At 71.3% G+C, this 16,286-nt stretch carries 20 protein-coding genes; 11 read left to right on the top strand and 9 right to left on the bottom strand.

Annotation, left to right across the window (positions count from 1 at the left end; translation table 11 throughout):
- Positions 1-34: 34 nt before the first annotated feature.
- Together KY498_RS11430 and KY498_RS16540 are read right to left on the bottom strand one after the other, a co-directional pair.
- Entirely contained in the window at positions 35-436 is a 402-nt protein-coding gene (locus tag KY498_RS11430) for a DoxX family protein (protein ID WP_191009315.1), read from the bottom strand.
- An 81-nt stretch (positions 437-517) separates the two neighbouring features.
- The gene (locus KY498_RS16540; RefSeq protein ID WP_258186352.1) at positions 518-643 is read right to left on the bottom strand and encodes a hypothetical protein; all 126 of its coding nucleotides are present in this window, start codon (positions 641-643) and stop codon (positions 518-520) included.
- 6 nt (positions 644-649) lie between these two features.
- Between KY498_RS16540 and KY498_RS11425 the strand changes: the two genes are divergently transcribed.
- Positions 650-778 (top strand): hypothetical protein, encoded by a 129-nt coding sequence (locus tag KY498_RS11425; protein WP_258186351.1) that lies wholly within the window; start codon positions 650-652, stop codon positions 776-778.
- Positions 779-802: 24 nt separating this feature from the next.
- Here the strand turns inward: KY498_RS11425 and KY498_RS11420 are convergent, their stop codons facing one another.
- A complete protein-coding gene (locus KY498_RS11420; RefSeq protein ID WP_101305251.1) occupies positions 803-1,267 on the bottom strand; it encodes a DUF6326 family protein in 465 nt (154 codons plus the stop codon).
- A 43-nt stretch (positions 1,268-1,310) separates the two neighbouring features.
- Positions 1,311-2,333: an NAD(P)-dependent alcohol dehydrogenase gene (locus KY498_RS11415; protein ID WP_219879374.1), complete on the bottom strand. Its 1,023-nt coding sequence runs from the start codon at positions 2,331-2,333 to the stop codon at positions 1,311-1,313.
- Between the two features lie 114 nt (positions 2,334-2,447).
- Here KY498_RS11415 and KY498_RS11410 point away from each other — a divergent pair, with 114 nt between their 5' ends.
- Positions 2,448-3,119 carry a TetR/AcrR family transcriptional regulator gene (locus KY498_RS11410; protein ID WP_060961155.1) on the top strand — a complete coding sequence of 224 codons (672 nt, stop codon included), beginning with the start codon at positions 2,448-2,450 and terminating at the stop codon, positions 3,117-3,119.
- Positions 3,120-3,138: 19 nt separating this feature from the next.
- Here KY498_RS11410 and KY498_RS11405 read toward each other — a convergent pair whose 3' ends face one another.
- Complete coding sequence (locus KY498_RS11405) at positions 3,139-3,594, bottom strand: MarR family winged helix-turn-helix transcriptional regulator (RefSeq protein ID WP_223848777.1); 456 nt, start codon at positions 3,592-3,594, stop codon at positions 3,139-3,141.
- 47 nt (positions 3,595-3,641) lie between these two features.
- Here KY498_RS11405 and KY498_RS11400 point away from each other — a divergent pair, with 47 nt between their 5' ends.
- The 6 genes from KY498_RS11400 to KY498_RS11375 all read left to right on the top strand — a co-directional run bounded on the left by KY498_RS11400 (position 3,642) and on the right by KY498_RS11375 (position 9,456).
- Entirely contained in the window at positions 3,642-4,892 is a 1,251-nt protein-coding gene (locus KY498_RS11400; RefSeq protein WP_191009317.1) for a multidrug effflux MFS transporter, read from the top strand.
- 57 nt (positions 4,893-4,949) lie between these two features.
- Positions 4,950-5,819, top strand: a complete 870-nt coding sequence (locus KY498_RS11395; RefSeq protein WP_191009318.1) for an NAD-dependent epimerase/dehydratase family protein — start codon at positions 4,950-4,952, stop codon at positions 5,817-5,819.
- Positions 5,820-5,863: 44 nt separating this feature from the next.
- Positions 5,864-6,157, top strand: a complete 294-nt coding sequence (locus KY498_RS11390) for a DUF2277 domain-containing protein (protein ID WP_101305254.1) — start codon at positions 5,864-5,866, stop codon at positions 6,155-6,157.
- Between the two features lie 214 nt (positions 6,158-6,371).
- Positions 6,372-7,364: a TerC/Alx family metal homeostasis membrane protein gene (locus KY498_RS11385; protein ID WP_191009326.1), complete on the top strand. Its 993-nt coding sequence runs from the start codon at positions 6,372-6,374 to the stop codon at positions 7,362-7,364.
- Positions 7,365-7,446: 82 nt separating this feature from the next.
- Entirely contained in the window at positions 7,447-8,340 is an 894-nt protein-coding gene (locus KY498_RS11380) for an alpha/beta hydrolase (RefSeq protein WP_191009328.1), read from the top strand.
- Positions 8,341-8,580: 240 nt separating this feature from the next.
- Positions 8,581-9,456 (top strand): GNAT family N-acetyltransferase, encoded by an 876-nt coding sequence (locus KY498_RS11375; RefSeq protein ID WP_191009330.1) that lies wholly within the window; start codon positions 8,581-8,583, stop codon positions 9,454-9,456.
- 12 nt (positions 9,457-9,468) lie between these two features.
- Here the strand turns inward: KY498_RS11375 and KY498_RS11370 are convergent, their stop codons facing one another.
- Positions 9,469-10,005, bottom strand: a complete 537-nt coding sequence (locus tag KY498_RS11370; protein WP_191009332.1) for a GNAT family N-acetyltransferase — start codon at positions 10,003-10,005, stop codon at positions 9,469-9,471.
- 10 nt (positions 10,006-10,015) lie between these two features.
- On the bottom strand, positions 10,016-10,822 hold the full coding sequence (locus KY498_RS11365; RefSeq protein ID WP_223848778.1) for a FadR/GntR family transcriptional regulator: 807 nt from the start codon (positions 10,820-10,822) through the stop codon (positions 10,016-10,018).
- A gap of 112 nt (positions 10,823-10,934) precedes the next feature.
- On the opposite strand from KY498_RS11365, the gene KY498_RS11360 reads away from it, so the two are divergent.
- The 3 genes from KY498_RS11360 (at position 10,935) to KY498_RS11350 (ending at position 14,700) form a co-directional block, all read left to right on the top strand.
- On the top strand, positions 10,935-12,206 hold the full coding sequence (locus KY498_RS11360) for an alpha-hydroxy acid oxidase (protein WP_219879619.1): 1,272 nt from the start codon (positions 10,935-10,937) through the stop codon (positions 12,204-12,206).
- 98 nt (positions 12,207-12,304) lie between these two features.
- The gene (locus tag KY498_RS11355) at positions 12,305-12,880 is read left to right on the top strand and encodes a dihydrofolate reductase family protein (protein ID WP_191009335.1); all 576 of its coding nucleotides are present in this window, start codon (positions 12,305-12,307) and stop codon (positions 12,878-12,880) included.
- A 668-nt stretch (positions 12,881-13,548) separates the two neighbouring features.
- Positions 13,549-14,700, top strand: coding sequence for a DUF998 domain-containing protein (locus KY498_RS11350; protein WP_191009337.1), 1,152 nt, complete (start codon positions 13,549-13,551; stop codon positions 14,698-14,700).
- Positions 14,701-14,760: 60 nt separating this feature from the next.
- Here the strand turns inward: KY498_RS11350 and KY498_RS11345 are convergent, their stop codons facing one another.
- Both KY498_RS11345 and KY498_RS11340 read right to left on the bottom strand, forming a co-directional pair.
- A complete protein-coding gene (locus KY498_RS11345; RefSeq protein WP_167626536.1) occupies positions 14,761-14,928 on the bottom strand; it encodes a hypothetical protein in 168 nt (55 codons plus the stop codon).
- Positions 14,929-14,963: 35 nt separating this feature from the next.
- Positions 14,964-16,169 (bottom strand): ice-binding family protein, encoded by a 1,206-nt coding sequence (locus KY498_RS11340; RefSeq protein WP_191009339.1) that lies wholly within the window; start codon positions 16,167-16,169, stop codon positions 14,964-14,966.
- Between the last annotated feature and the right edge of the window lie 117 nt (positions 16,170-16,286).

Raw genomic sequence — 16,286 nt, 5'->3', positions numbered from 1 at the left:
CCGCGACGAGGAGTGGGTCACCCTCGAGCGTTGCTCAGTGTGAGTTCCCGAGCGCCCGTCGGATCAACGTGACCTGAAGCGGCAGCCGCACCAACGACACGGCGAACGCGGCCCACGCTTTCGGCGTGCGTCGGCGCGCTGCCCGGCGGCCGAGGTCCACGCTCATCTGCACGTTCGCGGGCCAGACGGCGGCGAGCACCACCGCACTCGCTCGCCCGGCGGCGACGCGCGTCGACGGCACGATCAGCCCCACCGCGCATGCCAGCTCGGCGAGGCCCGAGACGATCACCAGCGGCCGATCCCACCGGCGCAGCACGCGCGGGATGATCGGCGTGAACACGCCCGGCCGCACGAGATGGATGACGCCTGACACCGCGAACGGCACCATCACGATCCAGGGGATGGTGGCCGTGGGCTTCTTCGCGCGATGGGTCATCACGCCATTCTCCCCGCCCGCCGACGCGCGGGGCCGCCGCGCGAACACCTCCGTTGGCCGCGTAAGCAGATGCTCTCCCCCTCAATCCTGGAGCGAGCCCGACCGGCACCTCGCCGTCGCCTGGGCCGCCGACTGCGCCAGCTGCGGGTGCAGGGTTCGCAACTCGCGCAGCCCATCACCCAGCTGCACGACCTCGACGACGATCACGCAGGCATGATCGGTGAGCAGGATCACGGCATTCAAGCCGCGGTGCGCCCGGGGCCAGCCCGCTGGCTGAGCCGCGCGATCGACGAGAGCCCGGGCGCCGCGGACATCGATCCCGACACCGCCACCTGGCGATGAGGGTCATGTCCGCGGCGTCCGGAATCACCGATCGGTGCGGAGCACGAGCGCTTCGCGGCGAGAAACTGAGGTCCACGCGCGCTGCACGATGAACACCAGTAGCGCCAGCTCCGCCCCGATGGACAGCACGTAGAACGGTAGCCACTCGGCAGTCGATCCGGCGATGTTGAACGCCGAGTACGGCACGTACAGCGACGCCACTACGACGTTCACGATGGGGTTCGCCCGCGGCGGGAGGGTCACCGACAGTACGATCATCACCGCCGGGACCATCACCGAGGCGAGCATCCCCGTCAGCAGCGGCGGGTTCACCTCGAACTGCCAGACCATCCCGTCGAGGATGCCGGCGACGACATGCGGTTTGTAGAAGTTCAAGACGTCGACGTAGACGTACAGGAACATGAAGCTGGTCCAGGCGGCGGCGAGCTTCACCGGTGTGGGGATCGATGCGACGTCGAGTGCGGCGCGGGTCTTGAGCGTGGTGCACATGGGTTCTCCTTGGCTGTGGTGGGTGTGGTCCAGGGATGCCGCGTCACGGGATGACGACGAGCTTGCCGCGCGTGTGCCCGGTCGCGACCCGGCGGAGGGCGTCGGCGGCATCCGTCAGTGCGTAGCTCCGATCGACGACCGGCGTGATCTCGCCGCTCGCGAGCATCTCCGCGAGCGCGACCAGATCGTCACGGCGGCCGAGGGAGGTGAACGGCCGCAGTCGCTGGCGCGTCAGCGCTGACAGCAGACGCGCGCGGGCGATGCGACCGAGGGGCCCGATCCAGGCGCCGCCGCGACCGCTGTTCGGGATGAGCGTTCCGGTCGGGGTGAGGATCCGCCGCATCGCCGCGAGCGGCTGCGCCTCCACACTGTCGAGGATCACGTCGAACCGCGCGCTCCCGCCGGTCACGTCGGTCGTCTCGTAGTCGATGACGTGATCGGCGCCGAGGCGGCGGACGAGCTCGGCGTTGCGCCCACTGCAGACGGCCGTGACCTCGGCGCCGAGCGCTTTCGCGATCTGCACCGCGAACGACCCCACGCCGCCGGAGGCCCCGGTGATCAGCACCGTCTGCCCGGCCGTCAACCGCGCCACGTCGCGCAGCGCCTGCAGCGCCGTCATCCCCGATGTCGGGACCGCGGCTGCGTCTGCCGCGGAGACGCCCGCGGGAACCGGCGCGAGATGATCCTCGCGGACGGTGGCGTACTCCGCGAGCGCGCCCGTCGTCGTCCACCCGAACACCCGGTCTCCGACGTGCACCGAGGTCACCTCCGCACCCACCGCTCGGACGACGCCGGCCAGGTCCATACCCGGGGTGCGCCGGCGAGGCCGCCGCAGCCCGAACGCCAGCCGCACCAGGCGCGGCCGGCCCGTCATCACGAAGTAGTCCCCCGGGTGCACGGATGCGGCGCCGACCCCGACGAGCACCTCCCGCCGGCCGGGCGTCGGGACCTCGACGGCCCCGAGCGACAGCACCTCCGGCGTCCCGTATCGCTCCTGCACGAGCGCCTGCATCCGCCCCGGAGAGGTCACGGCAGCCGACGGATCCGGCGAGGCGGGGGTGGTCATGAGATCTCCTGGTGGTCGTGAGCGGCGGATTCGTACACCGTACGTCGTACACCGTACTATCGGACGTACGCTGTACGATTGTCAAGTTCTTCGATGCGATGAGGAGCCCGATCGATGGCGCGACGACGCCCGCCCACGCCTGTCGGCGCCGGTCTCAGCAAGGAGCGCGTCGTCGCCGAGGCGATGCGCATCGCCGACCGCGAGGGGGTGGAGCGACTCAGCATGCGCGCACTCGCCGCCGCGCTCGACGCCGGCGCCATGTCGCTGTATCACTACGTCGCGAACAAGGAGGAGCTGCTCGACGCGATGATCGATGTCGTCTTCGACGAGATCGCGCTGCCCTCCCTCGATGTCGACTGGACGGTCGCGATGCGCGCCGAGTCGGTCTCTGCGCACGAGGTGCTCGCCCGGCATCCGTGGGCGATCAGTCTGATGGAGTCGCGCACGTCGCCCGGGCCGGCGAACCTCCGTCACCGCGAGGCCGTGACCGCGTGCCTGCGCCGCGCCGGGTTCTCGGTCGAGATGGCGACCCACGCGAACTGGCTGCTCAGCAGTCATGTCTACGGCTACGCGCTGCAGGAGGCGAGCCTGCCGTTCGGCACGGCCGAGGAGCTCGCCGACATGACCGAGGAGGTGTATCTGCCGCAGGTGCCGGCGGAGCTGTATCCCTCGCTGCACGAGTCCGGTGCGCACCTCCTGGCGATCGGGTACGACCCGTCCCAGGAGTTCCTCTTCGGCCTCGATCTCGTGCTCGCCGCCCTCGAGGCGCTCCGCCCGAAGCCCTGACGGCGCGGAGGCGTCGGTCTCAGGCCTGCATCGGCGGGTGCATCCCGTCGTCGATGCGCGTGAGGAGGCGCATCGCGGCGTCGAGCTCGCGTTCGTCGACATCCGCCGGCAGCGCGCGCGCCAGGCTATGCGACCACCACGCGCGCAGTCGTCCGATGTTCTCGATGGCCAGGTCGGTCGGGAACAGCTGCACCTGCCGGCCGTCGTCCGGCGCGCCGCGCCGTTCGATCATCCCCTTGCGCTCGAGCTCCCGCAGCGCGGTGCTCAGGTTGCTGCGCCGCAGCCCCGTGGCAACGGCGGTGGCGCTGGGGGATGTTCCCGGATGCCCGTCGATCCAGCGCATCGCGAGGATCTCCGTGCCGGTGAGCGCGACGACGTCCGGCCCGGCCGAGACGCCGTGCGGATCGAGCTCGCGGGCCACGCGGAGCACGAGCTCGGCGAAATCACCCCACATGGCATCCGGCACCGACGTCACTCGGACAGCTTACCTCCGCCGTGAGAATTAGTTATAGTTTCATAACTATGACTTCTTCTACATCCACCGCCGAACGCGTCGCCCTCCCGGACGCGAACTCCGACGCATCCCGCCCCATCACGCCCGCTCTGCTGGTGGTGCTGGGTCTGCTCAGCGCGATCGCGCCCTTCGCGACGGACCTCTACCTGCCCGCGTTCCCGGAGATGGCCGCCGATCTGCAGACCTCCGAGACCGCCGTCCAGCTCAGCCTCACGTCGTTCCTGCTGGGAGTCACCGCGGGCCAGCTCGTCTTCGGCCCGCTCTCCGATCGCTTGGGACGCGTCGCCCCGCTCGTCGCCGGCGCGGTGCTGTGCGTCGCCGCGAGCGTCATCGCCGTCTTCGCCCCGACGGTCGGCGTCCTCATCGCCGCACGTTTCGTGCAGGGGCTCGGCGGTGCCGCCGGCATGGTCATCGGTCGTGCGATCATCTCGGACCTCGCCACCGGACGGCCCGCTGCGCGCGCCTTCTCGCTGATGATGATCGTCGGCGGCGTGGCGCCCGTGATCGCACCGCTCGTCGGCGGCGTGCTCACGGCGGCGATCGGATGGCGGGGACTGCTCGCGATCGTGCTGGGGCTGGCGGTCGTGATGCTCGTCGCCGTGCTGGTCGTGGTGCGCGAGACCCACCTCAAGGAGCGGCGCGACGCCCTCCGCGCCGAGCGCCGCGGATCGTCGTCCGGGGCGCGTGAGATGCTCTCGCGCACCTTCATCGGCTACGCGGCGAGCTTCGCCTTCGCGTTCGCCGCCATGATGGCCTACATCTCCGCCTCGCCCTTCGTCTATCAGGACATGATCGGGCTCGACAGTGCGGGTTACGGCATCGCGTTCGGCATCAACGCCCTCGTGCTCATGGTGACCAGTGTCGTCTCCGCGAAGCTGGTCGCGACGCGCTCGGTGCGGGCCGTGCTCGGCACCGGGCTCGGCGGCGTGCTCGTCGCCGCCGTCGCGTTCGCCGTCCTCGCTGTCACCGCCGCCCCCGTCGCCCTGCTCGCCGTGCCGCTGTTCCTGCTGTCCGGGAGCCTCGGCTTCGTGCTCGGCAACGGCACCGCGCTGGCCCTCGCGGCCGTCCCGAAGGCGGCCGGCACCGCCTCGGCCGTGGTCGGGGCGCTGCAGTTCGGCCTGGCCGCCCTCGTCTCGCCGCTGGTGAGCCTCGGTGGGTCGACGACCGCTGTCCCGCTGGCCGTGGTCATGCTCGCCGCCGCGGTCGTCGCCCTCGCCTTCTTCGCGATCGCGCGCCCCGCCCGCCCCCGCACGACGTGAGCGGGGCCACCTTCCCCGACCGCCCCTGCCTCCCCCGGACGTGCCTACGATGGCGGGATGAAGATCGTGCTCACCGGCGCCACCGGCTACATTGGCTCCTCCGTTCTCGCCGCTCTCCGGGAGCGGGGCCACGAGGTCGTCGCGCCCGTGCGCAGCGCGTCGTCGGCGCAGAAGGCCACCGCGGCCGGTGCGACCGCCGTCGTCGGCGACATCACCGACCCCGCCTGGTTCGCCCCGATCCTCGAGGGCGCGGATGCCGCGATCCACACCGCCGCGCCCGGCGACGGCAGCTCGCCGCAGTTCGATAGCGCCGTCGCCGACGCCGTGATCTCCGCCTTCGGCGGCACCGGCAAGCCGTACATCCACACCGGCGGGCTCTGGATCCACGGCCCGTCCACCGACCTCACCGAGGAGACGCCGTTCGCCCCGCCCGCCCTCGTCGCCTGGCGCGAGGCGGTCGAGTCCCGCCTCGCCGACGCCGACCTGGCGCTCACGATCGTCGAGCCCGGCATCGTGTACGGGCACGGCGGCGGCATCCCGGCGTCGTTGGCCGACGCCCCGAGGGATGCCGAGGGTCGCCTCACCGTCGTCGGCGACGGCACGCAGCACTGGGCGACCGTGCACGTCGACGACCTCGCCGACCTCTACGCTTTGGTCATCGAGGGCCCGGCCCCCGTCGGACGCGTGCTGGGTTTGAGCGGACACAACCCGACGGTGGCCGAAATCGGCGAGGCCTTCGCCGACGGCCCGGTCGTGCCCGAAGGCGCCGCCGCATCGCGCGAGCGCCTCGGCACCCCCTTCGCCGACGCCCTCATGCTCGACCAGCAGGGGTACGGCCGCCGGGCGCGCACACTCGGCTGGACGCCCGCGCGCCCGACTCTGATCGAGGAGATCCGCACCGGCTACGCCGCCCCCGCGGCCGACTGAACGAGGCCCTGTCGGCCGCGTCCGCTGCGGTCTACGCTCTCGGCATGTGCCGAAACATCCGGGTGCTCCACAACTTCGAACCTCCCACCACCGATGACGAGGTCCGCGAGGCCGCGTTGCAGTTCGTCCGCAAGGTGAGCGGGTCGACCCGTCCGTCGCGCGCGAACGCGGAAGCCTTCGACGCCGCGGTCGACGAGATCGCCGTGGCCACGCGGCGCCTCCTCGACGCGCTCGTCACCGCCGCGCCCCCGAAGAACCGCGAGGCCGAGGCGGTGAAGGGACGCGCCCGCCACGAGAAGCGGATGGAGCGCGAGGTGCGCATCCGTACGGCGTCGTGACGCGGATGCCGCGCCGGCGCGGCATCCGTCGCCATCCGGCGACTTCCCAGGTTCGCGTCACCCCGCTGCCCTACTCTGACTCCAGTCCAGGGGGAGTACTCCGAGACGGACGGTTCGTCATTACGGTCGCATGCGGCCCGGGCCGCCCGGTCCCGATCAGGGATGGAGGAGACTCTGGCGTCGACCACGTCACGCCATTCTTCGGGAGACCCTTGTGAACATCACGCCGCTCGTGTGGATCATCACGATCGCCGTCACCATCGCCTTCTTCGTGTGGGAGTTCTTCGCGCACGTGCGCAAGCCCCACGAGCCGACGGTGGGCGAGTCGGCCCGGTGGTCGACGTTCTACATCGGCCTCGCGCTGCTGTTCGGCGTCGGCGTCGGTGTGGTCTCGGGGTGGACCTACGGCGGCGAGTACTTCGCCGGCTACCTCACCGAGAAGGCCCTGTCGATCGACAACCTGTTCGTCTTCCTCATCGTCATGACCGGCTTCGCGGTGCCGAAGATCTATCAGCAGAAGGTGCTGATGATCGGCATCGTCATCGCCCTCATCATGCGCGGCGCGTTCATCGCCGTCGGTGCGGCCCTGATCGAGAACTTCTCGTGGGTGTTCTACCTGTTCGGTGCCCTGCTGCTGTTCCTCGCCTACCGCCAGGCGTTCGCGCACGGCGAGTCCAACCCCGCCGACGGCCGCTTCATGCGCCTCGTCCGCCGGGTGCTGCCGGTGAGCGACGAGTACAACGGCGACAAGCTCACGGTCGTGAAGGACGGACGCCGCTTCGTCACCCCGATGCTGCTCGTCATCGTCGCGATCGGCTTCATCGACCTCGTCTTCGCCGTCGACTCGATCCCGGCGATCTACGGGCTCACGCAGGAGGCCTACCTCGTCTTCACGGCGAACGCCTTCGCGCTCATGGGCCTGCGTCAGCTGTACTTCCTCATCGGCGGACTGCTCGAGCGCCTCGTCTACCTCGCGCAGGGCCTCGCGGTGATCCTCGCGTTCATCGGTGTGAAGCTGCTCATCCACGCGCTCCACAAGAACGAGCTGCCGTTCATCAACGGCGGCGAGCACGTGACGATCATCCCCGAGATCCCCATCTGGCTCTCGCTCGTCGTCATCGCCGCCACGATCGCCGTCGCGACGATCGCCAGCCTCGCCAAGACGCGTCGGGACCGCCTGGCGGTCGAGCCGCACGACGTCGCCTGAGCGCGGCGGGTCGGGCACGAGACCTCCGCGCCTCGGGCGCGCCGGGATCTAGGCTGGTGTCGCCCGAGGAGAGGACGTCGACGTGGATGCTGTGGTGCTCGTGTCCGGCGGAGCAGCGGTCACCCCGTACACCAGCGCGGAGCGTGCCGCGGGCGAGGGTCTCGCCGCCGGCAACACGTCGACGGCCCTGCGCACCCATCTGCTGCAGCGGCACGCCGCGGTGTTCACGGCGCCGGCGCGCATCGGCGACGGCGAGGTGCGCGAAGACACCGGCTGGCAGGGGTTCTCCGACGTCGCCGACGTCCTTCCCGCCGAGATGACGATCAACGCGGTCGGCGACATCGACGCCGCCGGGGTGAGGCTGGCCGCGTTCCTCGGGTGGCTGGGCGAGGAGCACGGCGTCTCGTCGGTCCGGCTCGTGGCGCACTCGATGGGTGGACTGTTCTGCCGGGCGGCGCTGCGCGAGATCGGACGCGGAGGGCCCGCCGTGTCACACCTGGTGACCCTGGGAACGCCCTGGCACGGATCCCTGCTCGGCGACGTCCTCAGCGGCGATATCACCACGGCCGATGCGCACGACGATCCGCCGACGCTGAGCATCCTCGAGGCGTCGCCCGGGTACGCGGCGCAGAATTCGCAAGGAGCGGCCGCCGAGGTGTCGGCTCACTTCCTTGCGGAGTGGAACGCGGCCCAGCAGGGTGTGCTGGACAATGTCGCGGTCACGGTCATCGGCGGCGGCCACTTCCGCGCGTACCGCGAGCCCGATCGGCTGTGGCCCCACGACGGCCTGGTGTCGCTGCGCAGCGCGCTCGCCACCGACGTCCCCGCCGCGGTGCTGCCGCAGGTGCGCCGACACACGGTGGACGACGACGTGCACAGCATCTTCTTCGCGAACGGCTTCGATCTCCCGTGGGAGCGCGCGCTCACGTGGGATCCGGCGGTGTTCGAGCTCGTCGACGCCGCGCTGACCACGTGACGGGTGGCCGCCGGTCGGGGGCGCGGAGAGTTCGGGCCGCGGGGTGGCGCGGAACGCCACCCCGCCCCGCAGCACGGGCCTCTGGGGAAGGCGGCGTCTGCGGGTGACGAGCCCCCCAGCTCATCGAGGCCCGAACACGGCGGGAAACCATCACCGCCGCATTCATGAGATGGGCATTCGCGTGAATCATGACGCGAGTGTCGAAAAGTCGCGGTCGCACCGGTCTGGGACCATGTCGGCATGAGCACGAGCTTCGACCGGCGCGATCTGCGCGTGCGCCCGGCATCCGTCGACGACGCCCGCGGCATCGCCGAGGTGCACGTGCAGGCCTGGCGCGAGGCCTACGCGCGTCAACTGCCGGCTCACCTCCTCGCCGGACTGCGTGTGGAGCCGCGCGTCGAGCGCTGGGCGGCGATCGTCGCCGACGACACCACGGACGTCTTCGTGGCCGAGGTCGACGGCCGTGTCGTCGGCTGGTCCACGGCCTCCGGTGGGCGCGACGACGACCGCCCCACGCCGCGCGAGTTGGAGGGCATCTACGTTCTCGCCGCGCTCTCCGGCGCCGGCGTCGGGCAGCGCCTGTTGGATGCCGCGATCGGCACCGAACCCGCCCACCTCTGGATGCTGGACGACAACCCGCGGGCCGAGGCCTTCTACCGCCGCAACGGCTTCGTCCGCGACGGTGTCGAGCGCGATCGCACCATGGCCGGGCATCCGATCCACGTCGTCCGCCTGGTGCGCCACGACGGGGTACCGCAGTGGGCCGCGGTGAAGGATGCCGAGATCGCGCTGCTGCGCGCGGACGTGCGCCGCGATCCCGCACGGGTGAGCGCTCTGCTGCATCCGACGTTCGTCGAGATCGGGCGCTCCGGCATCCTGTGGACGCGGGACCAGGTGGTGGCCGCGCTCGCCGAGGAGGGCGGACGCGCCGAGCCTCCCACCGACCAATGGGAGTTCCGGCAGCAGTCCGCGGATCTCGTGCTGATCACCTATCGGCTCACGACGCCGTCGGGACGCAGTCGCCATTCGTCGCTCTGGGACGTCGGTGGCGCCACGCCGCGGCTGCGCTTCCATCAGGGCACGCTCGTGCCGCCCGCGCACGACGCCGCGCGATAGCGGACCGCGACCTCAGCGGTCGGTGCGCTCCCAGTCGGTGCGCAGCAGGCCGAGCACGACCATGTCTTCATAGGCGCCGCGCACCCACGCGTGTTCGCGCAGCCTGCCCTCGACCTCGAAGCCGGCCTTCTCGTACACGCGGATCGCACCGACGTTGGAGCTGATGGCCTGCAGATGCACGCGTCGCAGATTGCAGCGCACGAATGCGAAGGTGACCATCTTCGCCAGGGCGGCGGTGCCGATGCCGCGGCCCCGGTGCTCGGCGAGCACGGCGATGCCGATCTCGGCGTGACGGGCGAGGTCGTCGAATCCGAACAGGCTCACGCTGCCGACCGCGGCGCCGTCGACGTCGATCACGAACTCGATGCTGCGCGTGCCCGGTCCGCTCGCCGTGTCGGTGAGCCGTTTCTCGAACGCCGACCGGGTCACCGGGGAGGGCCGCGACGGTGTGCGCTCCTCCCACGTCTCCAGGTCGGCGGTGAGGCGGTAGAGCGCGTCGACGTCCGCGGCGGTGCGGGCGCGCAGGGTCACGAGCGGGGCGTGGGGCATTCCCTCCACGTTACCGGCGGGGTGCGACGATCGGCCCGTCGGCCTCCGATCGGCGGCCGGCCGGCACGCTTCCCGCGGTCGTCGGGAGTCCGAACAGCACGGATGCCGCGCGGCGGATATGGGTCTCCGCGAGATCGGCGGCCCGATCGGCGTCGCCGCCGTCGATCGCGGTGAAGATCGCCCGGTGCTCGGCGCGCAGCCGGTCGGACTCCTCGGGCCACTCCTCGGTGCGCTCGGCGGCGCGGAGGATCGGCACCTTCATCGCGCTGCGGATGGCGGCGGTGAGCGCCGCCGACAGGGCGCTTCCCGAGGCCTCGGCGATCGCCAGGTGGAACTGTGTGTCGGCGTCGTTGAAGGAGTCCCGCGACGAGTGGGGCTGATCCATCCGGTCGAGCGCGTCGATCATCCGCGTCCGCGCGGCGTCGTCGAGCCGGCGCGCGGCCGAGGCGGCACTGGCGCGCTCGAGAACGACACGGGCGTCGGTGACGTCCTGGATGGTGAAGTTCGACAGCGCGACGTGCAGCCGGAGGAAGCGGGTCAGCGCGTCGCGGGGGAGGGCGGCGACGAACGTCCCCGCGGTGGCGCCCGCTCCGGGCTGCGATCGCAGGACGCCCTGCGCCTCCAACACGCGCACGGCTTCGCGCACGCCGGCGCGGCTGACCTCGAGGCTGGCCGACAGCTCGCGCTCGGGCGGAAGGGCGTCGCCGACCTGGAGCGCGCCGGAGAGGATCCGGTCCTCGATCGCCTCGATCACCAGCTCGTGGGCGCGGGCCTTCTTCACCGGTCGCCACGGCGATGCCGTCCTGTCGTCCGTCATCGCGAATCGCGCCGCCTTTCGTCGCCGCTTGACAGCCTAGGGCGCGTCGAATACCGTGCGCTAGAGGTCAGACCTCTCCATGACCGTGCGTCGTCGCATCCGAAAGGCCGTCATGTCACCCATCAAGCGCCAGCTGCCCAAGCCCGCCGAGCTGCTCGAACTCATGCAGTTCAAGAAGCCTGAGCTCGACGCGCGCAAGAGGCGACTGGATGCCGCGCTCACGATCGCCGATCTGCGCACGATCGCCAAGCGCCGCACGCCGAAGGCCGCCTTCGACTACACCGACGGCGCCGCGGAGGGGGAGCTGTCGCTCGCCCGGGCACGTCAGGCGTTCCAGGACATCGAGTTCCACCCCGACATCCTGCGGCCGGCGGCGGAGGTCGACATGTCGACCGAGATCCTCGGCGGCCCCTCGGCGCTGCCCTTCGGCATCGCCCCCACCGGCTTCACGCGGCTGATGCAGACCGAGGGCGAGACGGCCGGGGCCGGCGCCGCCGGCGCCGCCGGCATCCCGTTCACCCTCTCGACGCTCGGCACGACCTCGATCGAGGACGTGAAGGCCGCGAACCCGCACGGGCGCAACTGGTTCCAGCTGTACGTCATGCGCGAGCGCGAGATCTCGTACGGACTCGTCACGCGCGCGGCGGCCGCGGGCTTCGACACCCTGCAGTTCACCGTGGACACGCCCGTCGCGGGCGCGCGCCTGCGCGACAAGCGCAACGGCTTCTCGATCCCGCCACAGCTGACCGTCGGCACGATCATCAACGCGATCCCGCGCCCGTGGTGGTGGATCGACTTCCTCACCACGCCCAAGCTCGAGTTCGCGTCGCTGTCCACCACCGGAGGAACCGTCGGTGAGCTCCTGAACGCGGCGATGGACCCGTCGATCAGCTACGACGACCTCGACGTCATCCGCGGCCTGTGGCCCGGCAAGATCGTCGTCAAGGGCGTGCAGAACGTCGAGGACTCGAAGCGGCTCATCGACCGCGGCGTCGACGGCATCATCCTCTCCAACCACGGCGGCCGCCAGCTCGACCGGGCGCCGATCCCGTTCCACCTGCTGCCGGAGGTCGTGCGCGAGGTCGGCAAGGACGCCACGGTCATGATCGACACCGGCATCATGAACGGCGCCGACATCGTCGCCGCGGTCGCGATGGGCGCCACGTTCACCCTCATCGGCCGCGCCTACCTGTACGGGCTCATGGCCGGTGGACGCCAGGGCGTCGACCGCACGATCGAGATCCTCCGCAGCGAGATCGAGCGCACCATGAAGCTGCTCGGCGTCTCGACCCTCGCCGAGCTCGAGCCGCGCCACGTGACCCAGCTCGAGCGCCTCGTGCCGCGCGCGGCGAACGGGAGCGTGCTGGCCGCGGCATCCGTGTGAATTCGAGGCCGGCCGCGGCGGCCGACCCCGTGTCGCGCCGCGGGCGCCCGGTGTAGCCTCGGGCGCACATCGACGGCACCGACGCGAAGGAGCGGAACATGGGCCTGATCGTGTTCTCCATGTCGCACTCGCTCGACGGCTACATCACGGATGCCGAGGGCCGCTTCGACTGGGGCGTGCCCGACGCGGAGATCTTCCGGGCGGCACTCGAGGAGGTCCGCGGGCTGAGCGCTCACTTCCTGGGGCGCCGCCTCTACGAGACGATGCGGTACTGGGAGGATCCGGAGGTCGCGCCCACCCTCGATCCGCTCGAGCGCGAGTTCGCCGAGGTCTGGAACGAGCTGCCGAAGATCGTCGTGTCGTCGACGCTGGATGCCGCCCCCGGGCGCAACACGACGCTGCTGCGCGGCGACCTGATCGCGGAGGTCGCGCGCCTGCGCGACGACGACGAGGTCGGGGAGGTCGCGATCGGGGGTGCGACCCTGGCCGCCGCGGTGGCCGCGGCGGGACTCGTCGACGAGTATCGGAGCGTCGTGTATCCGATCCTGCTCGGCGGGGGCACCCCGTTCTATCCGCGGGGCGTCGGTCCGACGAGCCTCGAACTCGTCTCGAGCCACCGGTGGGCCCGCGGCATCCAGGCGTTGCGCTACCGCGTGGTGCGGCCCGCGCGCTGAGCGCCTGCGGGGTGGGGAGTGGGCGTGGCCCGGCGGCATCCGAAATGCAAGGGATGCCGGGCGACACGCCGGTGCGCCGCGCGTCCGGGCGGAGTGTCGCCGCGGTGGCCTTGCAGTTCGGGTCAGGGGTGCGCTGGGGGAGGTAGCCAGGGCCTGGGGTGCCCGCGGCGGTGTGGGGCGGTGCGGTGTGGGGGTGGCCCGGACCGGCGTCACGCGCAGGCGCGGCGGGCCGGGGTGGCGGCGCCGGCCGGGCGCCCACACGCCCGCCATCCGAAGTGCAAGGGATGCCGGGCGACACGCCGGTGCGCCGCGCGTCCGGGCGGCGTGTCGCCGCGGTGGCCTTGCAGTTCGGGTCGGGGTGCGCTGGGGGAGGTAGCCAGGGCCTGGGGTACCCGCGGCGGTGGGGGGCGGGGTGGGCCGGTGCGGGGTCACCCGGACCGGCGTCACGCGCAGGCGCGGCGGGCCGGGGTGGCGGCGCCGGCCGGGCGCCCACACGCCCGTGATCCGAAGTGCAAGGGATGCCGGGAGACACGCCGGTGCGCCGCGCGTCCGGGCGGCGTGTCGCCGCGGTGACCTTGCGCTTCGGGTTATGGGTGGTAAGCAGCAGGCCAGCGAAGTCCTGGCCCGGCGGCGAACGGTGCGGGCGGGGCCGAAAGTAAGCTCGACGCGTGAGCAGATGGCGGACGTCTCCCGCGCGACGGACGCACCACGCGGCATCCGAGACGCCCCGCTTCTCCCCGACGGTCGAGGCCCGAGCGACACGGTGGGCGCTGGGCGCCGCTCTTGTCGCAGCGGCGGCGACGGTGCTCGTCATGGGTGGGGTGCGGATGCCGCTCGGCGGCGGCGAATCCGTCGGGAGCCTGGCGGCGCTGCTCGCGGCGATCGCGGCCGGTCCCGCCTTCGCCGTCTCGTTCGCCCTTGAACGGCGCCGTGGATATCTCGCGTGGCGCAACACTCTGCCGCGCGCCAAGCGGGCCACCGACCTGATCGCGCTGTCGGCCGCGATGATGATGCTCGCGGCGCTGGTGGTGGTGGCCGTCGCGGAGCTGTTCCAGCTGGGATTCCGCGGCCTCACGATCGACCCGTTCGGTGCCGCTGCCCTCGCCGCAGCTGCTGTCGGAGCGATGACCTACGTCGCGTCGGCCTCGGGCGCGCGGGTCACCTCGACCGGGGTCGCCTCCCTGGCCACTCTCGTCTTGTTCATCGGCACGCTGGCGAGCATGGTCAGCGCCTCACAGGGCGATTGGTGGAGGTTCCACTTCTCCGAACTGGGCAACGAGTCGGGATACGCCGGCTACCAGTTCAACCTCTCCCTCATCATGACCGGTGCGGTGATCACGGCGCTCGCGAACTTCGTCGCCCGCGATCTCGAGATCGGACTGCGCGCGCACGTCGAGACCGCGCAGCGGCGTGCACGACTGTTCGCCTGGCTGCTCGCGGTGATCGGCCTGTGTTTGATGGTCGCCGGGTTCGTTCCGGATGCCGTGGCTTTCCCGGTTCACGTGGGCGCGGCATCCGGGATGGTCGTCGTCTTCGGCGTGCTCGTGGGTTGCCTGCTGACCCTCGTGCCCGGGATCGGCCGCGATATCGCGGTCTTCTCGGTGCTGGTGGTCGTGGGCATCCTCGTCGCCGTCGCCCTCTGGGTACCCGTCGACTACTACAACCTCACCGGGTCGGAGTTCATCATCGCCGGCCTGTTGTTCGCGTGGCTCATGCTCTTCGTGCGCCAGGCGAGGGCGTACGCGGATGCCGCCGCACCGGCCGCATCCCTCGCGTCCGCTCCGGTCGCGCAGCCGGACGGGACCGCCGCGACGGTCTGACAGGGCGACCCGCCGTGCGTGCCGGTGACACCCGGCGGGCGGGCGGATGCCGCCGGTGGATCAGGCGCGTCGTTTGGCCTTGCCGGCGGAGCGGCGGACAGCGCCGAAGGCCGCGGTGGCGAGGAAGAGCACGATGCCGATGATCCCGAGCCAGAACAGCCCCTCGATGGCGAAGCCGACGATGCTGAGGATGAGCCAGATGGCGAGGAGGACGATGACGGTCTTCATGGGGTTCCTTCGATGTTCGGCGGGCTGGGGGGGAATCAGATACGTCGTGATCGACGTCGACGAGCGATCGTGGTCAGGGCGACGCCGCCCACGAGAAGGAGGCCTGCTGCAGCGAGCGGCACGGTGGAGTCGCCGCCCGTCGCCGCCAGCTCCGCGGAGGGCTGGTCGCCGCCGACGTCACCACCCGCCGGAGGGGAGAGGGGGCTCGCCGAAGGCGCGGTCGCCGACGGGGCGACGGTGACCTGAACGACGGTCGTATCGTCCGGCGAGGTGCCGTTGGATGCCGTGATCGTCACCGTCGATGTGCCCGGTGTCGTGGGGGTGCCCGAGATGACGCCCGTCGCGCCGTCCAGGCTCAGCCCGACAGGCAGGCCGGTTGCCGTGAACGTGGGGGCGGGGTTGCCGGTGGCGGTGACCGTGAAGGAGTAGGGCGTCCCGGCGGTTGCGCCGGTCGGCCCGGCCGAGGTGATCACCGGAGCGATGGTCTCCGACGGCGTTCCGGGACTCGGGCAGCCGCTCGGCGCGGTGATCGTGTTCGTGTCGAGCGTCACGGCGCCGTTACGGGCGAGGAGTCGTCCGACGACGACCGCGCCCGTGGTGGCGGTGACCGATTGGTCAGCGAGCACGGTGCCCTGGAACTGCGCACCGGCGCCGATGGTCGCCGAGCTGCCGACCTGCCAGAACACGTTGCAGGAGCTGGCGCCACCGGTGATGATGATGCGCGTGCCCGAGCCGATCGTCAACGTCGAGGCGGCCTGAAAGACCCACACGGAGTCCGCGCTGCCGGCGAGAGTCAACTCACCCGTATCGGCCAGGCCGAGGGTGCCGCCGGAGTAGACACCCGGCGTGAGCGACAGCCCGTTGAGCTCCGTCATGCCCGTCTGGGTGGGGCTCAGCGAGGCGGCGACGTCGTACGCGGTCGTGGCGTCGCTCTGCGCCTGGTCGGCCACAGCGTCGGTCTGATGGACCGTGCCGTTGACGACGCCGTCCGGCGCGGCCCCGAAGCCCGTGATCGAGGTGCCCGGGGAGATTCCGAGATCTCCGTTCACGACGGTGGGTCCGGTGTTCGTGACGGCGCTGGCGCCGAGGACACCGTAGGGCGCGGCGGCGCCGAGGTCCACCGGGCCGTCGATCACCGTTGCCGCCGACGCGGACGAGCTGGCGATCATCGCCAGCGACGCGGCGAGAGCGAGGCCGGTGAGGACCGTGAGAAAAGGAGGGAACGAGCGGGACGTGGCCATGGCGGCACCTGTCTGAAGGGGGGAGGACAGGGTAGCCGTCGACGACGTGAGAATGATCTCCTGTCTGTGCAGTATGCTCCTTTCCCGCGCGGATCTGGGGAAACGGCAACGATTGGT

Origin of the sequence: Microbacterium sp. PAMC21962, from assembly GCF_019443465.1 — a bacterium.
Classification (GTDB): Bacteria; Actinomycetota; Actinomycetes; order Actinomycetales; family Microbacteriaceae; genus Microbacterium; species Microbacterium hominis.
Note: the sequence above shows the minus strand (reverse complement) of the source record. Positions and strands in the feature narration are given on the sequence as shown.

Excerpts from the sequence above, each read along its gene's own strand:
- KY498_RS11430 (WP_191009315.1), bottom strand. The coding sequence starts at position 436 with ATGACCCATCGCGCGAAGAAGCCCACGGCCACCATCCCCTGGATCGTG.
- KY498_RS11425 (WP_258186351.1), top strand. The coding sequence starts at position 650 with ATGATCGGTGAGCAGGATCACGGCATTCAAGCCGCGGTGCGCCCGGGG.
- KY498_RS11420 (WP_101305251.1), bottom strand. The coding sequence starts at position 1,267 with ATGTGCACCACGCTCAAGACCCGCGCCGCACTCGACGTCGCATCGATC.
- KY498_RS11415 (WP_219879374.1), bottom strand. The coding sequence starts at position 2,333 with ATGACCACCCCCGCCTCGCCGGATCCGTCGGCTGCCGTGACCTCTCCG.
- KY498_RS11410 (WP_060961155.1), top strand. The coding sequence starts at position 2,448 with ATGGCGCGACGACGCCCGCCCACGCCTGTCGGCGCCGGTCTCAGCAAG.
- KY498_RS11400 (WP_191009317.1), top strand. The coding sequence starts at position 3,642 with ATGACTTCTTCTACATCCACCGCCGAACGCGTCGCCCTCCCGGACGCG.
- KY498_RS11395 (WP_191009318.1), top strand. The coding sequence starts at position 4,950 with ATGAAGATCGTGCTCACCGGCGCCACCGGCTACATTGGCTCCTCCGTT.
- KY498_RS11390 (WP_101305254.1), top strand. The coding sequence starts at position 5,864 with ATGTGCCGAAACATCCGGGTGCTCCACAACTTCGAACCTCCCACCACC.
- KY498_RS11375 (WP_191009330.1), top strand. The coding sequence starts at position 8,581 with ATGAGCACGAGCTTCGACCGGCGCGATCTGCGCGTGCGCCCGGCATCC.
- KY498_RS11370 (WP_191009332.1), bottom strand. The coding sequence starts at position 10,005 with ATGCCCCACGCCCCGCTCGTGACCCTGCGCGCCCGCACCGCCGCGGAC.
- KY498_RS11365 (WP_223848778.1), bottom strand. The coding sequence starts at position 10,822 with ATGACGGACGACAGGACGGCATCGCCGTGGCGACCGGTGAAGAAGGCC.
- KY498_RS11360 (WP_219879619.1), top strand. The coding sequence starts at position 10,935 with ATGTCACCCATCAAGCGCCAGCTGCCCAAGCCCGCCGAGCTGCTCGAA.
- KY498_RS11355 (WP_191009335.1), top strand. The coding sequence starts at position 12,305 with ATGGGCCTGATCGTGTTCTCCATGTCGCACTCGCTCGACGGCTACATC.
- KY498_RS11345 (WP_167626536.1), bottom strand. The coding sequence starts at position 14,928 with ATGAAGACCGTCATCGTCCTCCTCGCCATCTGGCTCATCCTCAGCATC.
- KY498_RS11340 (WP_191009339.1), bottom strand. The coding sequence starts at position 16,169 with ATGGCCACGTCCCGCTCGTTCCCTCCTTTTCTCACGGTCCTCACCGGC.